The organism is Micromonospora costi (assembly GCF_003626655.1).
GTDB classification, from domain to species: domain Bacteria; phylum Actinomycetota; class Actinomycetes; order Mycobacteriales; family Micromonosporaceae; genus Micromonospora; species Micromonospora costi.
Map to the genome: position 1 here is coordinate 136,613 of NZ_RBAN01000008.1, position 18,843 is coordinate 155,455.

At 74.4% G+C, this 18,843-nt stretch carries 14 protein-coding genes; 3 read left to right on the top strand and 11 right to left on the bottom strand.

What is annotated here, in order from left to right; translation table 11 throughout:
• The first annotated feature begins 389 nt into the window (after window positions 1–389).
• Window positions 390–1,352: an alpha/beta fold hydrolase gene (locus D7193_RS30595; protein WP_120783137.1), complete on the top strand. Its 963-nt coding sequence runs from the start codon at window positions 390–392 to the stop codon at window positions 1,350–1,352.
• Here D7193_RS30595 and fxsT read toward each other — a convergent pair.
• The 11 genes from fxsT to iolC form a co-directional block, all read right to left on the bottom strand.
• Entirely contained in the window at window positions 1,346–5,284 is a 3,939-nt protein-coding gene (fxsT, locus tag D7193_RS30600) for an FxSxx-COOH system tetratricopeptide repeat protein (RefSeq protein WP_120783138.1), read from the bottom strand. The two genes, D7193_RS30595 and fxsT, sit on opposite strands and share 7 nt — an antisense overlap.
• Window positions 5,281–6,426, bottom strand: coding sequence for a TIR-like protein FxsC (locus tag D7193_RS30605; RefSeq protein ID WP_120783139.1), 1,146 nt, complete (start codon window positions 6,424–6,426; stop codon window positions 5,281–5,283). The genes fxsT and D7193_RS30605 overlap by 4 nt, the downstream gene beginning before the upstream one ends.
• Window positions 6,413–7,090 carry a TIR-like protein FxsC gene (locus D7193_RS30610; protein ID WP_120783140.1) on the bottom strand — a complete coding sequence of 226 codons (678 nt, stop codon included), beginning with the start codon at window positions 7,088–7,090 and terminating at the stop codon, window positions 6,413–6,415. Before D7193_RS30610 ends, D7193_RS30605 begins: the two co-directional genes overlap by 14 nt.
• Window positions 7,087–7,968 (bottom strand): AAC(3) family N-acetyltransferase, encoded by an 882-nt coding sequence (locus D7193_RS30615; protein WP_120783141.1) that lies wholly within the window; start codon window positions 7,966–7,968, stop codon window positions 7,087–7,089. Before D7193_RS30615 ends, D7193_RS30610 begins: the two co-directional genes overlap by 4 nt.
• The gene (locus tag D7193_RS30620; RefSeq protein ID WP_120783142.1) at window positions 7,965–10,511 is read right to left on the bottom strand and encodes an FxsB family cyclophane-forming radical SAM/SPASM peptide maturase; all 2,547 of its coding nucleotides are present in this window, start codon (window positions 10,509–10,511) and stop codon (window positions 7,965–7,967) included. The genes D7193_RS30615 and D7193_RS30620 overlap by 4 nt, the downstream gene beginning before the upstream one ends.
• Window positions 10,483–10,656, bottom strand: coding sequence for an FXSXX-COOH protein (locus D7193_RS30625; protein WP_241563658.1), 174 nt, complete (start codon window positions 10,654–10,656; stop codon window positions 10,483–10,485). The genes D7193_RS30620 and D7193_RS30625 overlap by 29 nt, the downstream gene beginning before the upstream one ends.
• A 93-nt stretch (window positions 10,657–10,749) precedes the next feature.
• Entirely contained in the window at window positions 10,750–11,652 is a 903-nt protein-coding gene (locus D7193_RS30630; RefSeq protein ID WP_120783174.1) for a DUF4231 domain-containing protein, read from the bottom strand.
• Between the two features lie 105 nt (window positions 11,653–11,757).
• The gene (gene iolD / locus D7193_RS30635) at window positions 11,758–13,602 is read right to left on the bottom strand and encodes a 3D-(3,5/4)-trihydroxycyclohexane-1,2-dione acylhydrolase (decyclizing) (protein WP_120783144.1); all 1,845 of its coding nucleotides are present in this window, start codon (window positions 13,600–13,602) and stop codon (window positions 11,758–11,760) included.
• A complete protein-coding gene (iolB, locus tag D7193_RS30640) occupies window positions 13,602–14,501 on the bottom strand; it encodes a 5-deoxy-glucuronate isomerase (protein ID WP_206612027.1) in 900 nt (299 codons plus the stop codon). Before iolB ends, iolD begins: the two co-directional genes overlap by 1 nt.
• Window positions 14,498–15,385 (bottom strand): Cgl0159 family (beta/alpha)8-fold protein, encoded by an 888-nt coding sequence (locus D7193_RS30645; protein ID WP_206612028.1) that lies wholly within the window; start codon window positions 15,383–15,385, stop codon window positions 14,498–14,500. The genes iolB and D7193_RS30645 overlap by 4 nt, the downstream gene beginning before the upstream one ends.
• On the bottom strand, window positions 15,382–16,365 hold the full coding sequence (iolC, locus tag D7193_RS30650; protein ID WP_120783146.1) for a 5-dehydro-2-deoxygluconokinase: 984 nt from the start codon (window positions 16,363–16,365) through the stop codon (window positions 15,382–15,384). Before iolC ends, D7193_RS30645 begins: the two co-directional genes overlap by 4 nt.
• A 185-nt stretch (window positions 16,366–16,550) precedes the next feature.
• On the opposite strand from iolC, the gene D7193_RS30655 reads away from it, so the two are divergent.
• Both D7193_RS30655 and D7193_RS30660 read left to right on the top strand, forming a co-directional pair.
• The gene (locus tag D7193_RS30655) at window positions 16,551–17,288 is read left to right on the top strand and encodes a GntR family transcriptional regulator (RefSeq protein WP_241563660.1); all 738 of its coding nucleotides are present in this window, start codon (window positions 16,551–16,553) and stop codon (window positions 17,286–17,288) included.
• 151 nt (window positions 17,289–17,439) lie between these two features.
• Window positions 17,440–18,837: an extracellular solute-binding protein gene (locus D7193_RS30660; protein WP_120783147.1), complete on the top strand. Its 1,398-nt coding sequence runs from the start codon at window positions 17,440–17,442 to the stop codon at window positions 18,835–18,837.
• Window positions 18,838–18,843: the final 6 nt, after the last annotated feature.

An 18,843-nucleotide genomic window follows, 5' to 3' on the forward strand; every position in this document is an offset into this window, starting at 1 on the left:
TGGACGCCACGGCATCGCCGAAGTGCGGCGGCGTCACGGGAACGTAGTGGTGCGGTGGCAGTCGGTGAACTGAGATCATCCTCAGCGGAGCAGAGTGATCTGTCAATCCATTGGTCGAGCCGTCGGCCGCCGGGCCAGGCCGGATCGACCGACCGGCTCCCCGACGCGACGCGATCGGTGGATCCCCCTGGAAGTTGCGCCCCGGATGCGCAGGAGGGTGTCCTTTCCGACAGATCCGGCGCCTCGTCCTGGCAGTGGATGGCGGGGCGCCCGGGCGGACCGTTAGGCTCTCGACTACCGAGTGAAGTCGTTCACCGCCGATCATTCATCTTCGCTCTGTGCCGACATCACGGACATTCGCTGGTCATAGCACCGAGAGGCAGGCTGGAGTGGTCCGAGACGGAGAGCCGGGGACGCGCGTCGTCGAACACCTCGACGGGCGGAAGGTCGCGTTCGAGGTCTCCGGCGCGCCCGACGGCCACCCGGTCTTCCTCCTGCACGGCACACCCGGCAGCCGCAAGGGTCCACGGCCGCGCGGCATCGTCCTCTACCGCCTCGGTGTCCGGCTCGTCACCTACGACCGTCCCGGCTACGGCGACTCGGCCCGGCTGCGGGACCGGACGGTCGCCGACGCCGCCCGGGACGTCCAGCTGATCGCCGACGAGTTGGGGCTCACCCGCTTCGCCGTCGTCGGCCGATCCGGCGGCGCCCCGCACGCCCTCGCGTGCGCCGCCGACGCGCGCCTGCGGCACCGGGTGTCCCGGGTGGCCGCGCTGGTCGGGTTCGCGCCCGCCAAGGCGGCCGACCTCGACTGGTTCTCCGGCATGAACGCCGGCAACGTCACCGGCTTCGGCGGAGACGACCTCCACGCCGACAGCGAGACCGACAGCGTGGAGGAGGAGATCCGCCGCCGCACCGCGGAGGCGCAGGACGACCCGCGCCGGCTGCTCGAGGAGATCATGACGCAGATGACCTCGGCCGACCGGCGGGTGATGACCAGCGCGGCGCTGCGCCGGCTGACCGCCGAGGCCTACGAGGAGGCGCTCCGTCTCGGGCCCGAGGGATGGATCGACGACGTGCTGGCGCTGCGCCGGGACTGGGGGTTCGACCCCGGCAGCATCGACACCCGCCGGACGAGGGTGCGGCTCTGGCACGGCGCGGAGGACACGTTCGCCCCGGTCAGCCACACCCGGTGGCTCGCCGCCCAGATCCCCGGCGCGGAGATCGAGGTGCAGGCCGGCGCCGCCCACTTCGACGCCATGGAGGAACTCCCCCGCATCCTGCGCTGGCTCACCGCCGACGACGCGACGGTGAGCCAGGACGTCCTCATCGGCGCCCGCACCGCTCAGTAGGGGTGCGGGTCGAGCACCCGTCGCACGTACTGCCCCTCGCGCAGGCGCACCACGCTCGGGTGATGCTGCCCGATCCGGTTGGCGAGCCGGTCCGCCAGCCGCATCCGCTCGATGCTGCCCGCGCCGCCGGCCGCCGACTGCTCGGCGATGGCCAGGTTGCCCAGGGCGCGCAGGGTGTCGGGGTGGTCCTCACCGAGGACGTCGCGCAGCCCGCCGACGGCCACCCGCACCTGCTCCCGCCCGGCCTCCAGGTCGCCGCCCAGGATCGCGAAGACACCCTGGTTGTTGATCACCGCCAGGGCCATCGGGTGGGCGTCACCCAGCGCCGCACGCAGCGCCGTGGCCGTCACCGAGGCCAGTTCCCGGGCGGGCGCCACCTCGCCCGCGTCCCACATGGCCACGCTGAGGTTGTTGCGACACACCAGCACGTACGGGTGACCCTCGCCGAACACCTGAACGAACTGGGCCTCCACCTCGATCAGCTCGGCGTGCGCCCGCTCCCGCTCCCCCTGCAGCATGAGGTTCGCGGCCCGGCTGAGCCGGGTGAACAGCGTGTCCGGGTTCATCGGGCCGAGGCCGGCGAGCAGGTGTTCGTAGGCGTCGTCGAGGAGCCGCGCCGCCTCGCCGATCTCGCCGGTCCCGCGCAGTGACGCCGCGAGGTTGGTCTGCGCGGTGAGCACGTTGCGGGAGTGCTCGCCGTACAGGTCGCGGTAGCCGGCCACCACGGTCTGCAGCAGCGTCACCGATCCCTCGTAGTCGCCCGCCTCGCGCATGTCCCGCGCCAGGTTGTTGGCGGTGAGCAGCGTCCGCGGGTGCTCCGGGCCGAGCACCACCCGCAGTCGCCGGTAGGTGCTGTCGCCCACGTCGAGGGCCCGGCGGAAGTCGCCCATGAGCCGGTACGACGCGGCCAGGTTGTTGGCGCCGGTGAGCGTACGCCGGTGGTCCTCGCCGAAGACCTCCACCGAGGCCGCGTACGTGCGCAGGTCCCGCTCCAGGGCGTCCTGGTAGCGGCCGATCGCGCGCAGGTCGCCGCCGTAGCCGCCAGCGGTCATCAGCGTGTACGGGTGGCTCGCGCCGATCAGCTTCTCCTGGGCGCTCAGCGTCTCCTCGTCGAGCCGGAGCGCGTCGTCGAACCGGCCGAGGCTGCGCAGCAGGTTGGCCCGGTTGAACCGCAGGTACAGCAGTTGCACCTGCAGCGCCCGGTGCGCCGAGGTGTTCGGGTCGAGCTGGGTGAGCAGCCGCGACCAGGCGGTGTCCGCCTGCTCGGCGTACCGCAGGCCCTGGCTGTAACCGCCGTTGAGGTAGATGTACCGCACCCGGTCGATGATCAGCTGGCGGACGTCGTCGTCCGGCGACGAGAGGGCGTCCGAGCCGTCGAGGTGCGGCCAGAGCAACCGGAGCCGCTGCTCGGCGGCCGGGTCCTCCACCTCGCCGGACGGGCGCGACCCGGCGAGGATCCGGTGCACGTCCCTCCGGACGCCGGCCAGCTCGTCCTCGGGCATGCGGGCCCGCAGCGCCGCCTGGAGGAGCCGGTGCACCTGCACCTGCTGGGCGTGCAGGTCGACCTTCACCAGCGCCAGCCTGTTGATGCGCTGCACCAGCGCGGCGGCGATGTCACGTTCGGAGACCCGGTCGGCCACCCGGGCCGCCACCACCGGGTCGTGGCTGGCGATCACCTTCGCCACCTCGTCGCTGTAGAGCAGTTCGAGCGAGATCTCCGGCGCGAGCACGGACGCCAGCTGGAGCAGCCGGTACGCGCCCGCCGAGCCCTCCTTCAACCGCTGCAGCGACAGGTCCCAGATGTGCTCGCTCGGGCCCCGGCGTTCGAGCCCCGCGAGATAGTCGGGGACCGGCGTGCCGGTGTCGGCCAGCCACGCGCCGGCCATCGCCACGAAGATCGGCACGTTCTCCACGGCCTCGGCGACCTGCTCGGCCTCGGCGAGCGTGATCGAGCGCTCGCCGATGCGCGTCCGCAGGTGCGTCACGCTCTCCGTCCGCTGGAACGAGTCCACGTCCAGCGCCCGGGCCAGGTCGCCCCAGTCGGGGTTGCGCGTGGTCACCAGCACGTGGCCGTTGCCCTGCGGCAGGTAGTCCCGCACGTGCTCGTACTGGTCGACGTTGTCGAACACGAGAAGCCACTGTTCCGGCGCCCCACGATCGGCGCGCCGCTCCGGCCGGCTCAGCCGCTGCCGCACCGCCCGGGTCATCTCCGGGATCGTCGGCTGCCGCGGCAGGCCGAGTTCCGCGCCCAGGTCGGCCATCCGCACGTCGACGAACTGGGGCGGGTCGGCCTGCACCCACCACACGATGTCGTACGCGCCACGGAACCGGTGGGCGTACTCGATGGCCAGCTGGGTCTTGCCGATGCCGGGGCCGCCGCGCAGCGCCACCGGGGTGCCGTCGCTGCCACCCGCCTTGAGTTCCTCGCGGAGCTGGCGCAGCAGCTGCTCACGGCCCGTGAACCGGATGTTGCGGCTGGGCGGATTGAACACCGTCGCCCACGTGCCGGGGAACCGGGCCGTGCGCACGGCGGGCGGCATCCCGCTGGGCGCGGCCACCCCGAGCAGCTGCACGAGCCGCTGCACCGCCTCCTCGGCGGACAGCTCGTGCAGCGACGCCCACGCGCCGACCGGCACGTCCGGCGCGGGCGTCGTGCCGTCCACGTAGACCGCCAGGGCGCTGACGGCGCCGGACCGGCGCACGTCGGCCTGCTCACCGTGGGCCGCCCGGTACGAGCGCGACACGAGGGTGAGGTCCCGGGTGACGGTGCCGGCCCGCACCGGCGTGGGCGCGTCCACCGCCGTGACGACCACCCGCAGGTCGACCTCGGTGAGCACCGCCTGGATCCACTCGGCCCACGCCTGGTCCTCCGGCATGTGCCGCAGCACGATCACCTCGTCGGCCACCGCGGGCTTGCGCTCGAACCGGGCCACGGTCTTGCGGCGCAGCGCCTCGTCGATACGCGGCAGGGCGGTGACCCGCCCGCCGGTGATGTGCCCCGTCAACGTCTCGTACGCCGACAGCAGCGTGGTGCGCCCGCCGGGCACGTCCCCGAACGTCGCCAGCGTCTCCTCGTAGGCGTAGTACGCCCGGTACGGCACCTCGACGGTGAGCCAGTACTCGCGCCGTTCCCCGTCGGTCATGCCGCCCGGCAGGCCCGCGAAGCGCTGCATGGCGAGTGCCCGGCCGGCGTCGGCCTTCCCCTTCTCCCCCTCGTCCACGCGCATCGGCACCGGCAGCACGCGACGCGCCCGCCGGCCCTCGTAGCCGCGGACCCGGCTGGCCACCGTGGCGGCGCCGTCGATGCCCTGGTCGCTCAGCGTGAAACAGTCCACCAGGACGTCCGGAAGGTGGATCGTGCAGATCTCGGCGACGTCGCTGATCCCGGTGCGGCTGTCGATCAGGGTGTAGTCGTAGTGCCGCTTCATGTCCTCGCGCAGGGCGTCGAAGAAGAGCGCCCCGCCGAGTCGGTTGTAGAAGTTGTCCCAGTTGAGGCCGGTGACGCTGGTCGCGTAGTCCGGGTTGTGGCGGCCGGCGAGCAGCAGGTCCAGGCTGCCGCCGCCGGGGAACTGCCAGTTCACCGAGAACGCGTACTTCTGCACCTTGGCGAGGTGGCGGTGCCAGTCACCGGGCCGGCTCTCCGCGGGCTCCTCGCGGCCGGCGTCGTGGGCCTCCCGGCTGCGCTTGAGGTTCGCCCACTCGTACTCGAGGATCAGGTCCATCACGCCGCCGGTGGAGGCCACCTGCTCGGGGTCGAGGAACGGCGCGAAGAACCGGTGCAGGCCCGGGGACTCCAGGTCCCAGTCGGCCACCAGCACCCGCTGGCCGTTCGCCGCGAGGATCCAGGCCGTGTTGGCCAGCGCCATCGTCCGTCCGGTCCCGCCCTTGTACGAGTAGAACGTGACGACCTGACCGTCTCGTTGCTCTGTCATCGGTCCTCTTCCCCCGGTCGCCGGAGATCGGATGCGTCGGTCGGCCGCAGGCTCGGCCGGGGCAGGCTCGGGCCGTCCTGCGGATAGAGCGGCCCGTGCCGCAGGAACTGCTTGCGCGCCTCGATCACCAGCAGCGGCGCGCACTGCTCGAAATCGTCGACACCGCGCACCGGCCGCACTTCGGGGAACCGGGCCGCGCGCAGGGCGCCGGCGATCTCCTCCGCCGCCGCGTCGTCCGGCCCCGCCACCACGAGCGGCACCACCCAGCGGGGCAGCCCGGCGACCGCGTCACGGACCGCGGCGGCACCCAGGCCGGCGTCGACCAGCAGCGCGGTGGGACTGCCGGGGGCGCGGTCACGCGCGCCGCCGAACTCGACGACGCGGGTGGGCAGTCCCAGCCGCTGCGCGGTGGCGGCCACGTAGTCGGCGATCGTGAGCGCGTGCCGCGCGGCGAACGGCCGCCACTGCCGCCCGTCGGCCGCCGTGAGCGCGGCGACCACGAGCGCCGGCTCGTCCGGGTCCTCCGTCGGGGCGCCGGTGAGCGGGGCGGCCCGGGACCGGCGCAGCGGCGCGGTCTCGGCAACCGCGATGATCCGCTCGGCCAGCGCGTCGAGGACGTCGTCGTACTGCCGGCGGTACGCACTGAGCTTGCACAGCGCCCGGAGCCCGTTCTCGGCGTACTCGGGCGCACCGTTCACCAGGTCCAGAGCCTCGGCCATCTCGGGGCGATCGTCCCACGGCGGGAGCGGGATCCACAGCACCGGCAGGACGTGCCGGGCCGCGTCGCGCCGGTGCAACCGGTCCAGGCGGGAGCGGAACGAGGCACGCTCACCCACGGCCCAGGCGTTGCTGAAGTAGTTCGGCGAGTAGAGCGGCACGAACACGTGCGCGAGGCTCAGCGCCTCGGTGAGCGCCTGCCGCAGATCCGCGCCGGGCGCGACCAGCCCGTCGAAGAACCCGATGTCGAGGTCGCCGCGGCGGGCGCCGCGTTGCACGGCGGCGTTCAGGTCCTGGAAGAAGCGCGTGACCCAGTAGTCGGTGTCCGGGCGAGCCGCCGCGGACAGCGGCACCGAATGGGCGTAGCTGAGGAAGAAGTACGTCTCGCGCCCGGGCACGGTCGGGGTGGTCTCAGTCCAGCTCATCGCCGACCTCCTCGAACCCGTCGCCGAGTTCGTCGATTCCCGACACGTACGGCTCCACCCAGTGCGTGTCCACCGCCCGGACCACCCGCTGCGCCAACCGCCAGACCACCGCGTCGTAGGCGTCCTTGCCGTTACGGCCGAGGCTGAGCAGGCCGTAGATGCCCTCCTGCTGGTACTGGGGGGCGATGTCCGGGGGCAGCCCGGTGGGCGAGAACATCTGCCGCCGCCGGATCGCCTCCGGCAGCTGGCGCCGGCCCATCACCGACCAGTTCACCGGGATCACGGACCGCTCCCCCGGGCTCGCCCGGGCATCGGGCCGCCGCACCTGCCGCCGGCGCACGAACGCGTTCCACTCGCGCGCGCACCAGGTGCTGCGCAGGTACTGCGGTGAGATCAGCGGGATGAAGACCTGGCAGTGCCCGGCCGCGAAGGCCAGGTCGTCGGCCCACAGCTGGCCGCCGTCGAGGACCCGGTCCATGAAGCCGGCGCTGCTGCCCGCCGGCAGGCCCAGCAGCTCCGCCACGTGGTCGGACAGGTCCACGTAGAGCTGGAACACCTTCTGGTTCGTGTCCCGCGGCGGCTCGCCGGGCCGCTGCCGGGCGCGGGCGTAGCTGAGGAAGAACACGGGGGCCCGCGGGTCCACCCGGTCCTCCTCTTCGCTCACCGGCCGCTCCCGTCCGATGGGGACACCTGCATCGCACCACAGTAGCGACAGCGGCACACTCCGCGCGGACCTGCGTCGTCACCGCGATGGTGGGTCATCCACCGGCCGGCGAAGTCGACGGCCGCTCGCATCGGGACGGCCCGGCAGACCGCGTTGCCCACCCGCCCGCGCGCCACGGATGGTTCGCTGTCCAGGGCCGCCCCGATACGGGGGAAGTCGCTGTCGTCGAGGTCGAGGGCGAGGAAGTCCCGGCGGACGCGCCGGCCGCCGTCGTCGCGCACGTAGCAGCGGTATGCGCGCTCGGCTGCCGGGTGGGTGAGCCGGTACTCGGCCAGGTGGAACGCCGTGCAGGCGGTGTAGCCGACGCCGAGCAGCAGGACGAGGGCGTCGGCCGCGTAGAGGGCGCCGAGCGGCGAGCGCTCACCCAGGTGGCAGTCCAGGTCGTGGACGGCGGTCAGCCGCGCCGCCTCCGGGCCGAGCGCCGTGAAGGAGGTCTGCGGGTGCCCGCTGCGGACCGCGTCGGGCTGCCGCCGGACGTGCTCGGCCAGCGCTCCCATGCCCTCCGACGGGCTGCGTTCCCGGTCGAACGGCGCGATGGCGGCCTCCACCCGCGCCGCCTGGTCGGCGGTCATGCCGGCCGTGGCGGCGCGGAACGCGGGCGAGGTGATCGAGTTGCCGGCGGTCTGGGTGGGCACGACCAGCGTTCCCGTGTCGCCGAGCACGTCGCGCAGCGCGGCCAGCACGGTCGCCGGGCCACCGACCACGGGCCCCACCCGGGACAGGGACGCGTGCACCAGCACCGTGGCGCCGGCCGCGAGGCCCACCGCCCGCAAGCCGGCCGCGATCTCCGCCCGGCCGACCGGCGGCGGCGCCGTCACCAGGTGTCCACCGTGGCGCGCATCCGCCGGGCGAACCGCTCCCCGGCGGGCGTGAGCGCACCCAGGTCGAGCAACGTGTCGAGGGCGCCCGCCGTCCAGTCGCGGTAGCGCCGGTGGTGCGCCCCCGCCGCCGCGCCCGGCCGCCGGCGCCACACGTCGGCGACCGCCAGATGGGCGTACGTGCCGTGCAGCACGCCCTCGACGGGACGCGGGTCCTCCCGCCACGGGACACGGACCCGCCGCGGGTCGCCCCGGTCGACCAGGTCGCAGACGTCGAGCACGCCGTCGAGCTTGAGGTGCTGCACCTCGTGCACGAGCAGGACCGCGAGGGCGGCGTCGTCGGGTGCCGGCGTGACGGCGACGGCCCCGAAGGCGGTCGCCGCGGCGGCGCTGCGTTGCCGGCCGCCCCGGTCCGGCCGCAACGGCACCACGGCGCGCAGCACCGCGCCCACGCCGGGGGCGTACTCCCCGGCCTCGGCGTCGATCCGCCGGATCGCCGCGTCCAGGTGCCGCTGCCACCGGGCGGCGTCCGGCCCGGACAGGCGCGGCGCCACCGGCAGGTCCTGGTAGCAGTCCCGGTACGGGTCGGTGTCCTCGATGAGCACCGGCGCGCGGCCGGGCACCCGGCGCACCGGCCGCCAACCGGCCGGGTGCCCCGCCCCGTCGGGGCGCGCGGTGACCGCCGTGTCGCCGGGGCGCACCGTGACGTCGGTGTCGCCGGCGCGGACCCGGACCCCACCGGCGCTGACGGACACGGCGGCGGGCCGGTCGGCGTCGGGCACCACGAGCGCGCCGACGGTGGGCAGGTCGAGCACGCCGTCGCGTACCGGCACGGCGAGGTCGGCGGTGGCGCCCGCGCGGATCGCGGCGGCCGCCGCCACGGCGGCGAGTCGCCCGAGATCGGCCAACGCCGGGCGGTCGTGGCACCGGTGGGCCCAGCGACGGACGAACGGGTGGGCGAGCACCTCGCGCACCGCGTCGGGAGCGGTCACGTCGAGGTCGACGAGCAGGTCCCAGCCGGCGGCGGCCACGCTGGACGTGGCGGCCGCGGGGCTGAGCGCGACCAGCAGCGCGCGGGTCTTGGCGAGGTGGATGGCGGCGAGCTGGCCGACCGCGTCGTCGCCGCCGTACCCGCTGCCGAGGTCGTCGAGGATCGCGGGCGCCAGCGAGTCGCCGGGCCGCGGCGACGCGGCGGCCGGACGGCCGGGCTCGGGCGGGGCGGTGGCGCGGGAAGGGCCGGGCCGCGGCGACGCGGCAGCCGCGCGCCCGGGCTCCGGCGGGCCGCCGGACGGGCCGGACGGCTCCGGCGGACCGTCGGCCGGCGGGCGGCGCGGGGCGGGGATCGTGGCCGGGCGGGTCACGGGGCGGTCCCCGGCGTCGTCGCCGGCGGACATCGCGCTGATCAGGCGCACCAGGTCGGTGCAGTAGACCGACGGGTTGTCGAAGCCGTGCCCGGGCCGGTAGCGGTGGGCGAAGAGGCCGCCGCCGCACTGCCGGACCACGGGGCACGACCGGCAGGTGGCGCAGAGCCCCGCCAGCCCGGCCTGTCGGACGGCGATCATCGGATGGGCCGCGACCTCGTCGATCGGGTGGGTGAGCACGTCGAGGCCGGTGGCGGGCGCGCCGTCGAACGCTGACTTGAGGGAGTCGACCTGCTCGTAGCTGCCGTCGGTCTCGATCACGGCCAGGTCGGCGGCGGCGAGACCGACCGCCTCGGTGCCGCTGACGCCGCCCGTTGCCGTGGCCAGCAGCGAGTCCAGCAGCCGGATGGGCACCGGACGCCCGTCCGCCGTCCACTGCCGGTGCACGGCGAGCAGCCAGTGGGCGTACGGAGTGGGGACGCCCGGCGGGCGGGGCGGTGGCCGTTCCCAGTTGGCGTGCGGCAGCAGGAAGTCGATGTGCGGCGGGTCCTCGGCCAGGAGCGCCCGGTAGACGCGTACCGGGTCGTTGGCGAGGTCGACGGTGCACAGCAGCCCGGCGTAGGCGGGCCGGTATTCGGGGCGGCGCAGCAGCGCGAGGGCCCGCAGCACCTGGGTGTGGCTGCTCGCGCCGTTGGCGTAGCGCCGGTGCCGGTCGTTGGCCGCGCGGTCGCCGTCGAGGGAGATGCCCACCGCGACGCCGTGGTCGACCAGCACCTCGGCGATCTCCTCGGTGAGAAGCACCCCGTTGGACTGCATGCGCAGGTCCAGTCGGGTGACCGGGTCGAGTTGCCGACGCAGTTCGGCCGCGACCCCGGCGAGCCCGGCCGCTCCGGCCAGCAACGGCTCGCCGCCGTGCAGCACCACCCGGACGGCGTCGAGCCGGTGGGCGACGGCGTGCTCGGCGATGCGACCGGCGGCGGCCGCCACCGTCTCCGGTGACATGGTGCGCGGCTGCCGACGCCACGTCTGGTCGGGGTGCTCGTAGACGTAGCAGTGGTCGCAGGAGAGGTCGCACCGGCTGACGATCTTAAGAACGTACTGACTCAGGGCGCCGGCCGGTGCGGCTCTCGGGGAGGCTGCGAGCTCGCCAGGATCAGATGGACGAGCCGAAGGCGGCGACATCGAGGCGGCTCGGCCGGTCCGTCGTCCGGGTGTCGGAGAGCGCGACGGTGCGGGCGCGGGCGATCGGGATCCTGCCGAGTGGTGTGTGCCGGAGATCGTCGAGCGGAGCGGTGGCGGTCGTCGGCCGGTCTGGGATGCGATCCACTTGGTCCCCCCATCGGACGTGGTGGGTCATCGGAGGCCGCCCCCGACGGCGGCCCAGACAATTGTCGATGAGTCTACCCCACGCTGCGTAGCGTCAGCGATGCGTAATGCCGTCGTCTTCAAGGGTTCTGGCCATCCACGCCTCATTGGACAGTGAGATGATCCGCTCCACCTCGGCCACGAACCCGTCGTCGTCGGCCCAGCCCAGACCGTCGCGCCGCAGGCGTCCGAGGCGCGCCAGGTGGTCGGCCGTGCGGGCGTACTCGAGTTGGTGCTGCTCGTACTGCTGGGCCGCGCCGTAGCCGACCAACGCCGTGGTGACCGTGGCCACCACGCCGACCCAGGCGGCCAGGCCGAGACCGTCGCCGAGTACGCCGACCACGGCGGACAGCACCGCCCCGACGGCGGTCAGCGCCGTGGTGACGACCCGCAGCCGGGCCGCCCGCCGCCCCATCCGCCGCGCGCCGGGCAGGTAGTACTCCTCCACCTGTTGCGCCAGGCGGTGCGTCAGGTACGTGTCCACCCCGGTCACCGGGGGCAGCGACCGGGGCGCCGGTGTCACGTCGAGGGTGAGCCCGACCAGGTCGCCCGCGTCGTCGAGCAGGTCGTCGACCCGGCGCAGGAGCGCGGCGTCACGCTCGGCGCCGGCGAACGGCGCCACCCGGGCCAGGTAGCGGTAGACCTCGGCCTTGAGCGACTCGGAGACCGAGCGCAGCCGCGTCCACACCTGCACCGCCTCCCGGCCGGTGGACCGGGCCGCCAGCGGCACCAGCGCGAGGGCCGCGCCGGCGAGCACCGCGAACGCGCGGCTCACACCCTGGTGCACCCCGTCGAGCTGGGCGGCCGCGGTGCCGGCCACGGCGGCCACCACGGTCAGGCCGGCGATCGCCCGGCGGCCGCGGACGATCCGCCGCTGCGCCGCCACCGCCGCCCGCGACCAGACCGCCTGCTGCCGCCACACCGTGTCGACGACGGTCGGCGCATCGACATCCGCCACGCCCGCATGGTAGGCCACCGGCACCCGGCGCTCGACCCGCCACGGCGGTGGCCCCGCGGTCGGCGGCGAGGCGGGCGGGGCGGAACCCCTGTGCGCGGCGGGGACTCAGCCCGGGCTCAGGTGCGTACGCCGTCCCTTGCGGCCCGCCTCGTAGCCGGCGCGGGCGGCCCGCGCCGCGGTGGTGGTGGACACCTCCGCGACCGGGACGTCCCACCACGCCCCGCCCTCCGGGCCGGCCTCGAACCGGTCGGTCTCCACGTGGATGACCGTGGTGCCGTCCGCGGCCCGCGCGGCCGCCAGCGCGTCGCGCAGCTGCGCCGTGGTGCCGGCCCGGATGAGCCGCGCGCCGAAGCTCGCCGCGTTGGCCCCCAGGTCCACCGGCAACCGGCCCCCCGACCGGTCGGTGTAGGCGGTGCCGAGCCGCTGCGCGCCCACGCTCTCGGACAGCCGGCCGATGGAGGCGAAGCCCTGGTTGTCGACCAGCACCACGATCAGCTTGACCCCGTCGGCGACCGCGGTGACCAGCTCTCCGGGCAGCATCAGGTAGGAGCCGTCGCCGACGAGCACGAAGACCTCACGGTCCGGCGCGGCCAGCTTCACCCCGATCCCGCCGGCGATCTCGTAGCCCATGCACGAGTAGCCGTACTCGACGTGGTAGCTCTTCGGGTCCGCGCTGCGCCACAGCCGGTGCAGGTCGCCGGGCATCGAGCCGGCGGCGCAGACCACCACGTCGCGCGGCCCGGCCGCGTCGTTGACCGCGCCGATGACGGCGGTCTGGCTCGGCCGCGCGTCCGGGGCCGACCGCCGCGCCGTCTCGGCCACCGCCGCCCACCGCCGCGCCAGCTCCGCCACCTCGGCGCGGTACGCCGGGCCGGTCGCCCACCCCGCGCAGGCGGCGTCGAGCGCGGTAAGGCTCTCCCGCGCGTCACCGACCACCTGCGCACCGGACAGCTTGGCGGCGTCGAAGCCGGTGACGTTCAGGTTGACGAAGCGGGCGTCCTCACCGAAGAGGGTGCCGGAGGCCGTGGTGAAGTCGCTGTACCGGGTGCCGACCCCGATCACCACGTCGGCGCCCGCGGCGACCGCGTTGGCCGCCGTGGTGCCGGTGACTCCGACCGCGCCGAGCGACAGCGGATGGTCGTACGGCAGGGCGCCCGTGCCGGCCTGCGTCTGCGCCACCGGCACCCCGTGCGCCTCGGCGAAGGCGCGCAGCGCGTCGCACGCCCCGCTGTAGATGACCCCGCCCCCGGCCACCAGCAGCGGGCGGCGCGCCGCCGTCACCAGCCCGGCGGCCCGGGCCAGCGCCGACGCGTCCGGGCGGGGCCGGGGCACGTGCCAGACCCGGTCGGCGAACAGGTCGTCCGGCCAGTCGTACGCCTCGGCCTGCACGTCCTGCGGGAGCGCGAGGGTGACGGCGCCGGTCTCCACCGGGTCGGTGAGCACCCGCATGGCGGCCAGCAGCGCCGCCGGCAGCTGCTCCGGGCGGTTGATCCGGTCCCAGTACCGGGACACCGGCCGCAGCGCGTCGGTGACGCTCACGTCGTACGAGCGCGGGTCCTCCAGCTCCTGGAGGACCGGGTTGGCGACGCGGGTGGCGAAGATGTCGCCGGGGAGCAGCAGCACGGGCAGCCGGTTGATCGTGGCACCGGCCGCGCCCGTCACCAGGTTCGTCGCGCCGGGCCCGATCGACGTGGTGCAGGCGAGGGTGCTCAGCCGGTCGGTCATCCGGGCGTACGCGGCGGCCGTGTGCACCATGCCCTGCTCGGTGCGGCACAGGTGGTACGGCAGGTCCACGTCGGCGCTGGCGAGGGCCTCGCCGATCCCGGCGACGTTGCCGTGGCCGAAGATGCCGAAGCACGCCGGGACGAGCCGCCGCCGCACGCCGTCGCGCTCGGACCACTGCCGGGCCAGGAACGTCACCACGGCCTGCGCCACCGTCAGTCTCGGCATTACGCCTCCCTGGTCGTCGGGCCGGCCATCGGCAGCCGCGGATCGACGGGCTGGTCCGCCCAGCTCCCCCGGATCCAGCCGTGCCGCGGGTCGTCCACACAGGCCATGGTCCGGGTCGGGCCGGGTCCGGCCAGCACGTTGAGGTAGTACAGGTCGTAGCCGGGCGCGGCCATCGACGGCCCGTGGTAGCCGTACGGGACGAGCACCACGTCACCGGTGCGCACCTCGGCGAGCACGTCGATCGGGCGGTCGCCGCCGTAGACCCGCTGGTAGCCCACCGGCCCGGCCGGGTCGCCGGGCGCCCCGCCGGCCACCTCGAAGTAGTAGATCTCCTCCAGCTCCGCCTCGGCCGTGCCGTCGTCGTGCCGCCGGTCCTCCTCGTGCTTGTGCGGCGGGTACGACGACCAGTTGCCGCCGGGGGTGAGCACCTCCACGGCGACGAGCCGGTCGCAGTCGAAGGCGTCCGGTGCGCAGAAGTTGTTGACCTGCCGGCTCGCGGGGCCGGCGCCGCGCAGCTCCACCGGCACGTCCCGGGCCGCGCCGTAGCGGGGCGACAGCCGTCGGGTGGCCGGGGTCGAGGGCAGCGCGAACCGACCCTCGCCCTCGACGGTGACGGTGGCGTCGCGGGGCAGGTAGGCGAAGTCGGTGACGGCGGCGAAGACCGACGGCCGGCCGGCCAGCGCGAAGCGCACCCCGTCACAGTGGACGGCGCACGCACCGGCCAGCGGCAGCACCAGCATCTCCTCCCCGCCGGTGTCGAAGGTGACCGTGCCGCCGGGTGGCAGGGTGAGCACGCGCAGACCGGCGTACCGCCAACCGGCCCGCTCGGGGGTGACCTCCAGCGCCCAGGGCACGCGGCCGGTGCCGCCCCAGGGCAGGTGGGCGTCGTCGGTCCTCACGCGTCCTGCCCGGTGGGCAGCAGCGACCCGGCGACGTCCACGGCGGCGGCCACGTCGTCGTCGGGCGGGTACAGCAGCGCGCGGCCCACCACCAGCCCGCGCACGCCGGGCAGCCGCAGCGCCCGCGCCCACCGCGCGTAGACCACGTCCGGGGCCTCCACGGGGTCGCCGCCGAGCAGCAGGACGGGCAGGGTGGTCGCCGCCGTCACCCGCTCCATCTCGTCGATCGCCGGCAGCTTCAGCCAGGTGTACGCGCTGGTGGCGCCGAGGGCCTGACCGACGCTGACACCCTTGACGACCGCCTCGGGCCGCAGGTCGGCGTGCACCCGGCCGCCGGTGCGCGCCACCCACAGCGGCTCGACCAGCGCCACCGTGCGCCGGGCCGCGAGGGCGGTGACCGCCCGGGCGCAGGCCTGCAGGGTGGACGCGGTGCCCGGGTCGTCCGGGTCGATGCGGCAGAGCATCTTCCCGCCGTCGTAGCGCATCGCCGCAATGCTGTCGGCGTCGTACGCGGTGAACCGGTCGTCGAGTTCGAAGGCCGCGCCGGAGAGGCCGCCGCGGTTCATCGACCCGATCGCCAGCCGGTCCTCCAGCGCCCCGAGCAGCAGCAGGTCCTCGAGGATGTCGGGGGTGCCGAGCACGCCGTCGACGCCGGGGCGGGACAGCGCCAGGCGCAGCCGGTCGAGCAGGTCGGCGCGCCCGGCCATGGCCATCGGCCGGTCGCGGACCGCGAGGGAGCCCCGGGCCGGATGGTCGGCCGCGATGATGAACAGCGGCCGGCCCGGCTCGGGCCAGGGCCGGCGGGTGCGGCGCGCCGCCGCCTCGGCGATCGCCTGTGGCCGGTGGGCGCGGGTGCGGGTCAACGCCTCGTACTCGGTGCTCACCGGTCTTCTCCTCCCCCGGCGCCGGCCGACGGCACCGGCTCCGGCTCGACGGTCTGAAGCAACGCCAGCGTCTCGGCCCGGTCGGGCATGGCCGCGGAGCAGGCCAGGCGGGACGCGACGATCGCGCCGGCGGCGTTGGCGAAGCGCAGGGTGCGTTCCAGGGGCCAGCCGCGCAGCAGGCCGAGGCAGAGCGCCCCGCCGAAGGCGTCGCCGGCGCCCAGCCCGTTGAGCACCCGCACCGGCACGGGCGGCACCTGGACGGTCTCGGTGGCGGTGCGGGCGAGCACACCGTCCGGGCCGAGCTTGACCACGGCCAGCCGGGGTCCGCGGTCGAGCAGCAGCCTGGCGGCCCGCTCCGGATCGCGGGTGCCGACGGCGATCTCCACCTCGTCGAGGTTGCCCACGGTGACCGTGACCCTGGGCAGCACCTCGGCGATCGCCGCGGTGGCCGCCGCCGGGTCGGGCCAGAACATCGGCCGGTAGTCCAGGTCGAGGACCGTGTGCGGGCGGCCGGCGCGGATGGCCAGGGCCGCGGCGTGCGCCGACCGACTCGGCTGCTGGCACAGGCCGGTGCCGGTGAGCCAGAAGATCCGCGCCGACGCGATGGCGTCGCCGTCCAGGTCCTCGGGCCGGATCTGGAGGTCCGGCGCCGTGGGTGTGCGGTAGAACCAGAGCGGGAAGTCGTCGGGCGGGAAGATCTCGCAAAAGGTGACCGGGGTGGGCAGTCCGTCGACGGGGTGGACCTGGCTGTCGTCGACGCCGAAGTCGCGCAGGGCCCGGTGCACGTACGCGGCGAAGGCGTCCGCGCCGGTGCGGGTGATGACGCCGGCGCGCAGGCCCTGGCGGCTGGCCGCGACGGCCACGTTGGTGGGGCTGCCGCCGAGGAACCGGCCGAACGTCTCGACCTCGGCCAGCGGCACGCCGACCTGCAGCGGATAGATGTCCACCCCGACCCGGCCGATGGTGAGCACATCCAGCATGCGGCGTCCTCCGTCCCGGCCGGCCACGGCGTGCGCGCCAGCGCTGTCCCTGATTGGTAACAGTGCCCGTGAGTTGTGTCAATGTGTTGTCATGACATCCGCCCTCTGCGGTGCGTGACCGCTTCGGTACAGTGGCGTCCGTCGTCATGCCCCGAGAACCCGCGTTCTCCGAGCGAGGAGGTGCCGTGAGCGGCCCCGACATCGCGGTCGACCGGAGCAGCCCGGTCCCGCTCTACTTCCAGGTCGCCGAGCAGTTCGCCGCGGCGATCCAGCGCGGCGACCTGGCGCCGGGCGACCGGCTGGACAGCGAGCTGCAGCTCGCCGACCGGCTCGGGCTGTCCCGGCCCACCGTCCGGCAGGCCATCCAGCACCTCGTCGACAAGGGACTGATCGTGCGCCGCCGGGGCGTCGGCACCCAGGTGGTGCGGGGCGAGGTACGCCGCGCCGTCGAGCTGACCAGCCTCCACGACGACCTCCTGCGCGCCGGCCAGCGACCGTCCACGTCGGTGCTGGAGCTGGCGACCGTGCCCTGCCCGTCCGCCGTGGCCACCGCCCTCGACGTGCCCCCGGGCAGCGAGGTGTGGCACCTGCGGCGGCTCCGGTTCTCCGACGGCGACCCCCTGGCCGTGATGGAGAACTGGCTCCCGGCCGACCTCGTCCGGCTCAGCCTCGACGCGCTCCAGGCCAACGGCCTGTACGCCATCCTGCGCGCCGGCGGCATGCGGATCCGCGGCGCGCACCAGCGCATCGGGGCGCGGGCGGCGTCCGCCGCCGAGGCCCAGATGCTCGGCGAGCGGCGCGGCGCTCCGCTGCTCACCATGACCCGCACCGCATACGACGACCAGGGGCGCTACGTGGAGCACGGCGCGCACATCTACCGGGGCACCCGCTACTCGCTGGAGGTCACGGTCGCCGAGCGGTGACGGTGGATGTTTCGCCCCCATTTCAGTGACAGGTATTTACGTCGTCAGGCTGTCATGACATTGTGGCCGCTAAGCACCGCCGGCACGTGACCTGCGGCCGGCGGGCGACCCGCGAGTCTCTTCGAAGTCTCTCCTTGCGAAGGGAAAGCCCATGTCAGCCAAGCCGAGACACGCAGCGGGCGTGCTCGCCGCGTTCACCGCCGTCGCTCTCGCCGCCACGGCCTGCGGCGACTCGTCCGAGCCCGCCGGCAAGGACGCCAAGAACATCACCCTCACCATCGCCGCGAACTCCATCGTCGGCGGCAAGAGCTCCGCCGGCGCCGAGTGGATCCAGAACTGGGTCATCCCCCGGTTCGTCGAGGCCCAGAAGGCCAAGGGCGTCACCGCGAAGGTCACCTTCGTGCCCAGCGGCGTCGACGACGAGCAGTACAAGACCAAGCAGGCCCTCGACCTGCGCTCCAAGGGCGGCGCCGACGTCATCGCGCTGGACGGCATCTGGGTGGGCGAGTTCGTCCAGGCCGGCTACCTCAAGCCGCTGTCCGACGTGGCCGGCTCGGAGGTGGACTCCTGGGAGGGCTGGTCGCAGATCCCGGAGGCCGTGCAGGGCCTCGGCTCGTTCGAGGGCAAGCGCTACGGCATCCCGCTGGGCACCGACGGCCGCGTCCTCTACTACAACAAGAAGCTGTTCGCCCAGGCCGGCCTGCCCGCCGAGTGGCAGCCCACCAGCTGGCAGGAGATCCTCGACGCCGGCGCCAAGCTCAAGGCGCTGCCCGGGGTCACCCCGATCCAGATCAACGCCGGCACGGCGATGGGCGAGGCCACCAGCATGCAGGGCGCGCTGCCGCTACTCGTCGGCGCGGGCGGCGAGATCTACAAGGACGACAAGTGGGCCGGTGCCACCCAGCCGGTCCGCGACGTGCTCGACTTCTACACGAAGGTCTACGGCGGGGGGCTCGGCGACCCGAAGCTCCAGCAGGAGGCGAAGGGGCGCGACAAGTCCTTCGCCGAGTTCGCGGCCGGCAAGATCGGCATCCTGGCCGAGGGCGACTACTTCTGGCGCAGCGTCGTCAACCCCGACGGCGGCATCGCCAAGATGGCCGACCGCGACACCACCGTCGGCTACGCGATGATCCCCGCCAAGCAGCCCGGCGCCGGCATCCGCGGGCAGGACTTCGTGAGCATGTCCGGCGGCGGCGTACGGGTGCTCAACCCCAACTCCAAGTTCCCGTCCCAAGCGTGGGAGCTGCTGTCGTTCATGCACTCGGCGGAGGGCGTCAAGGCCGAACTCGCCGGTGAGAAGCGGATCACTGCGCGGTCCGACGTCAACAAGGAGGTCCTCGCGGGCGACCCGATGCTGAGCTTCATCACCGACAAGGTCCTGCCCATCACCGCGTACCGGCCGCCGCTCGCGGTTTACCCGCAGGTGTCCGTGGCGCTCCAGGAGGCCACCGCGGACGCGGCGGCCGGCAAGAGCGCCGACGAGGCGGCGGCCGCGTACCAGAAGAAGGTCGAAGGGATCGTCGGTGGTCCAGGCAACGTCACCTCCTGAGCAGGC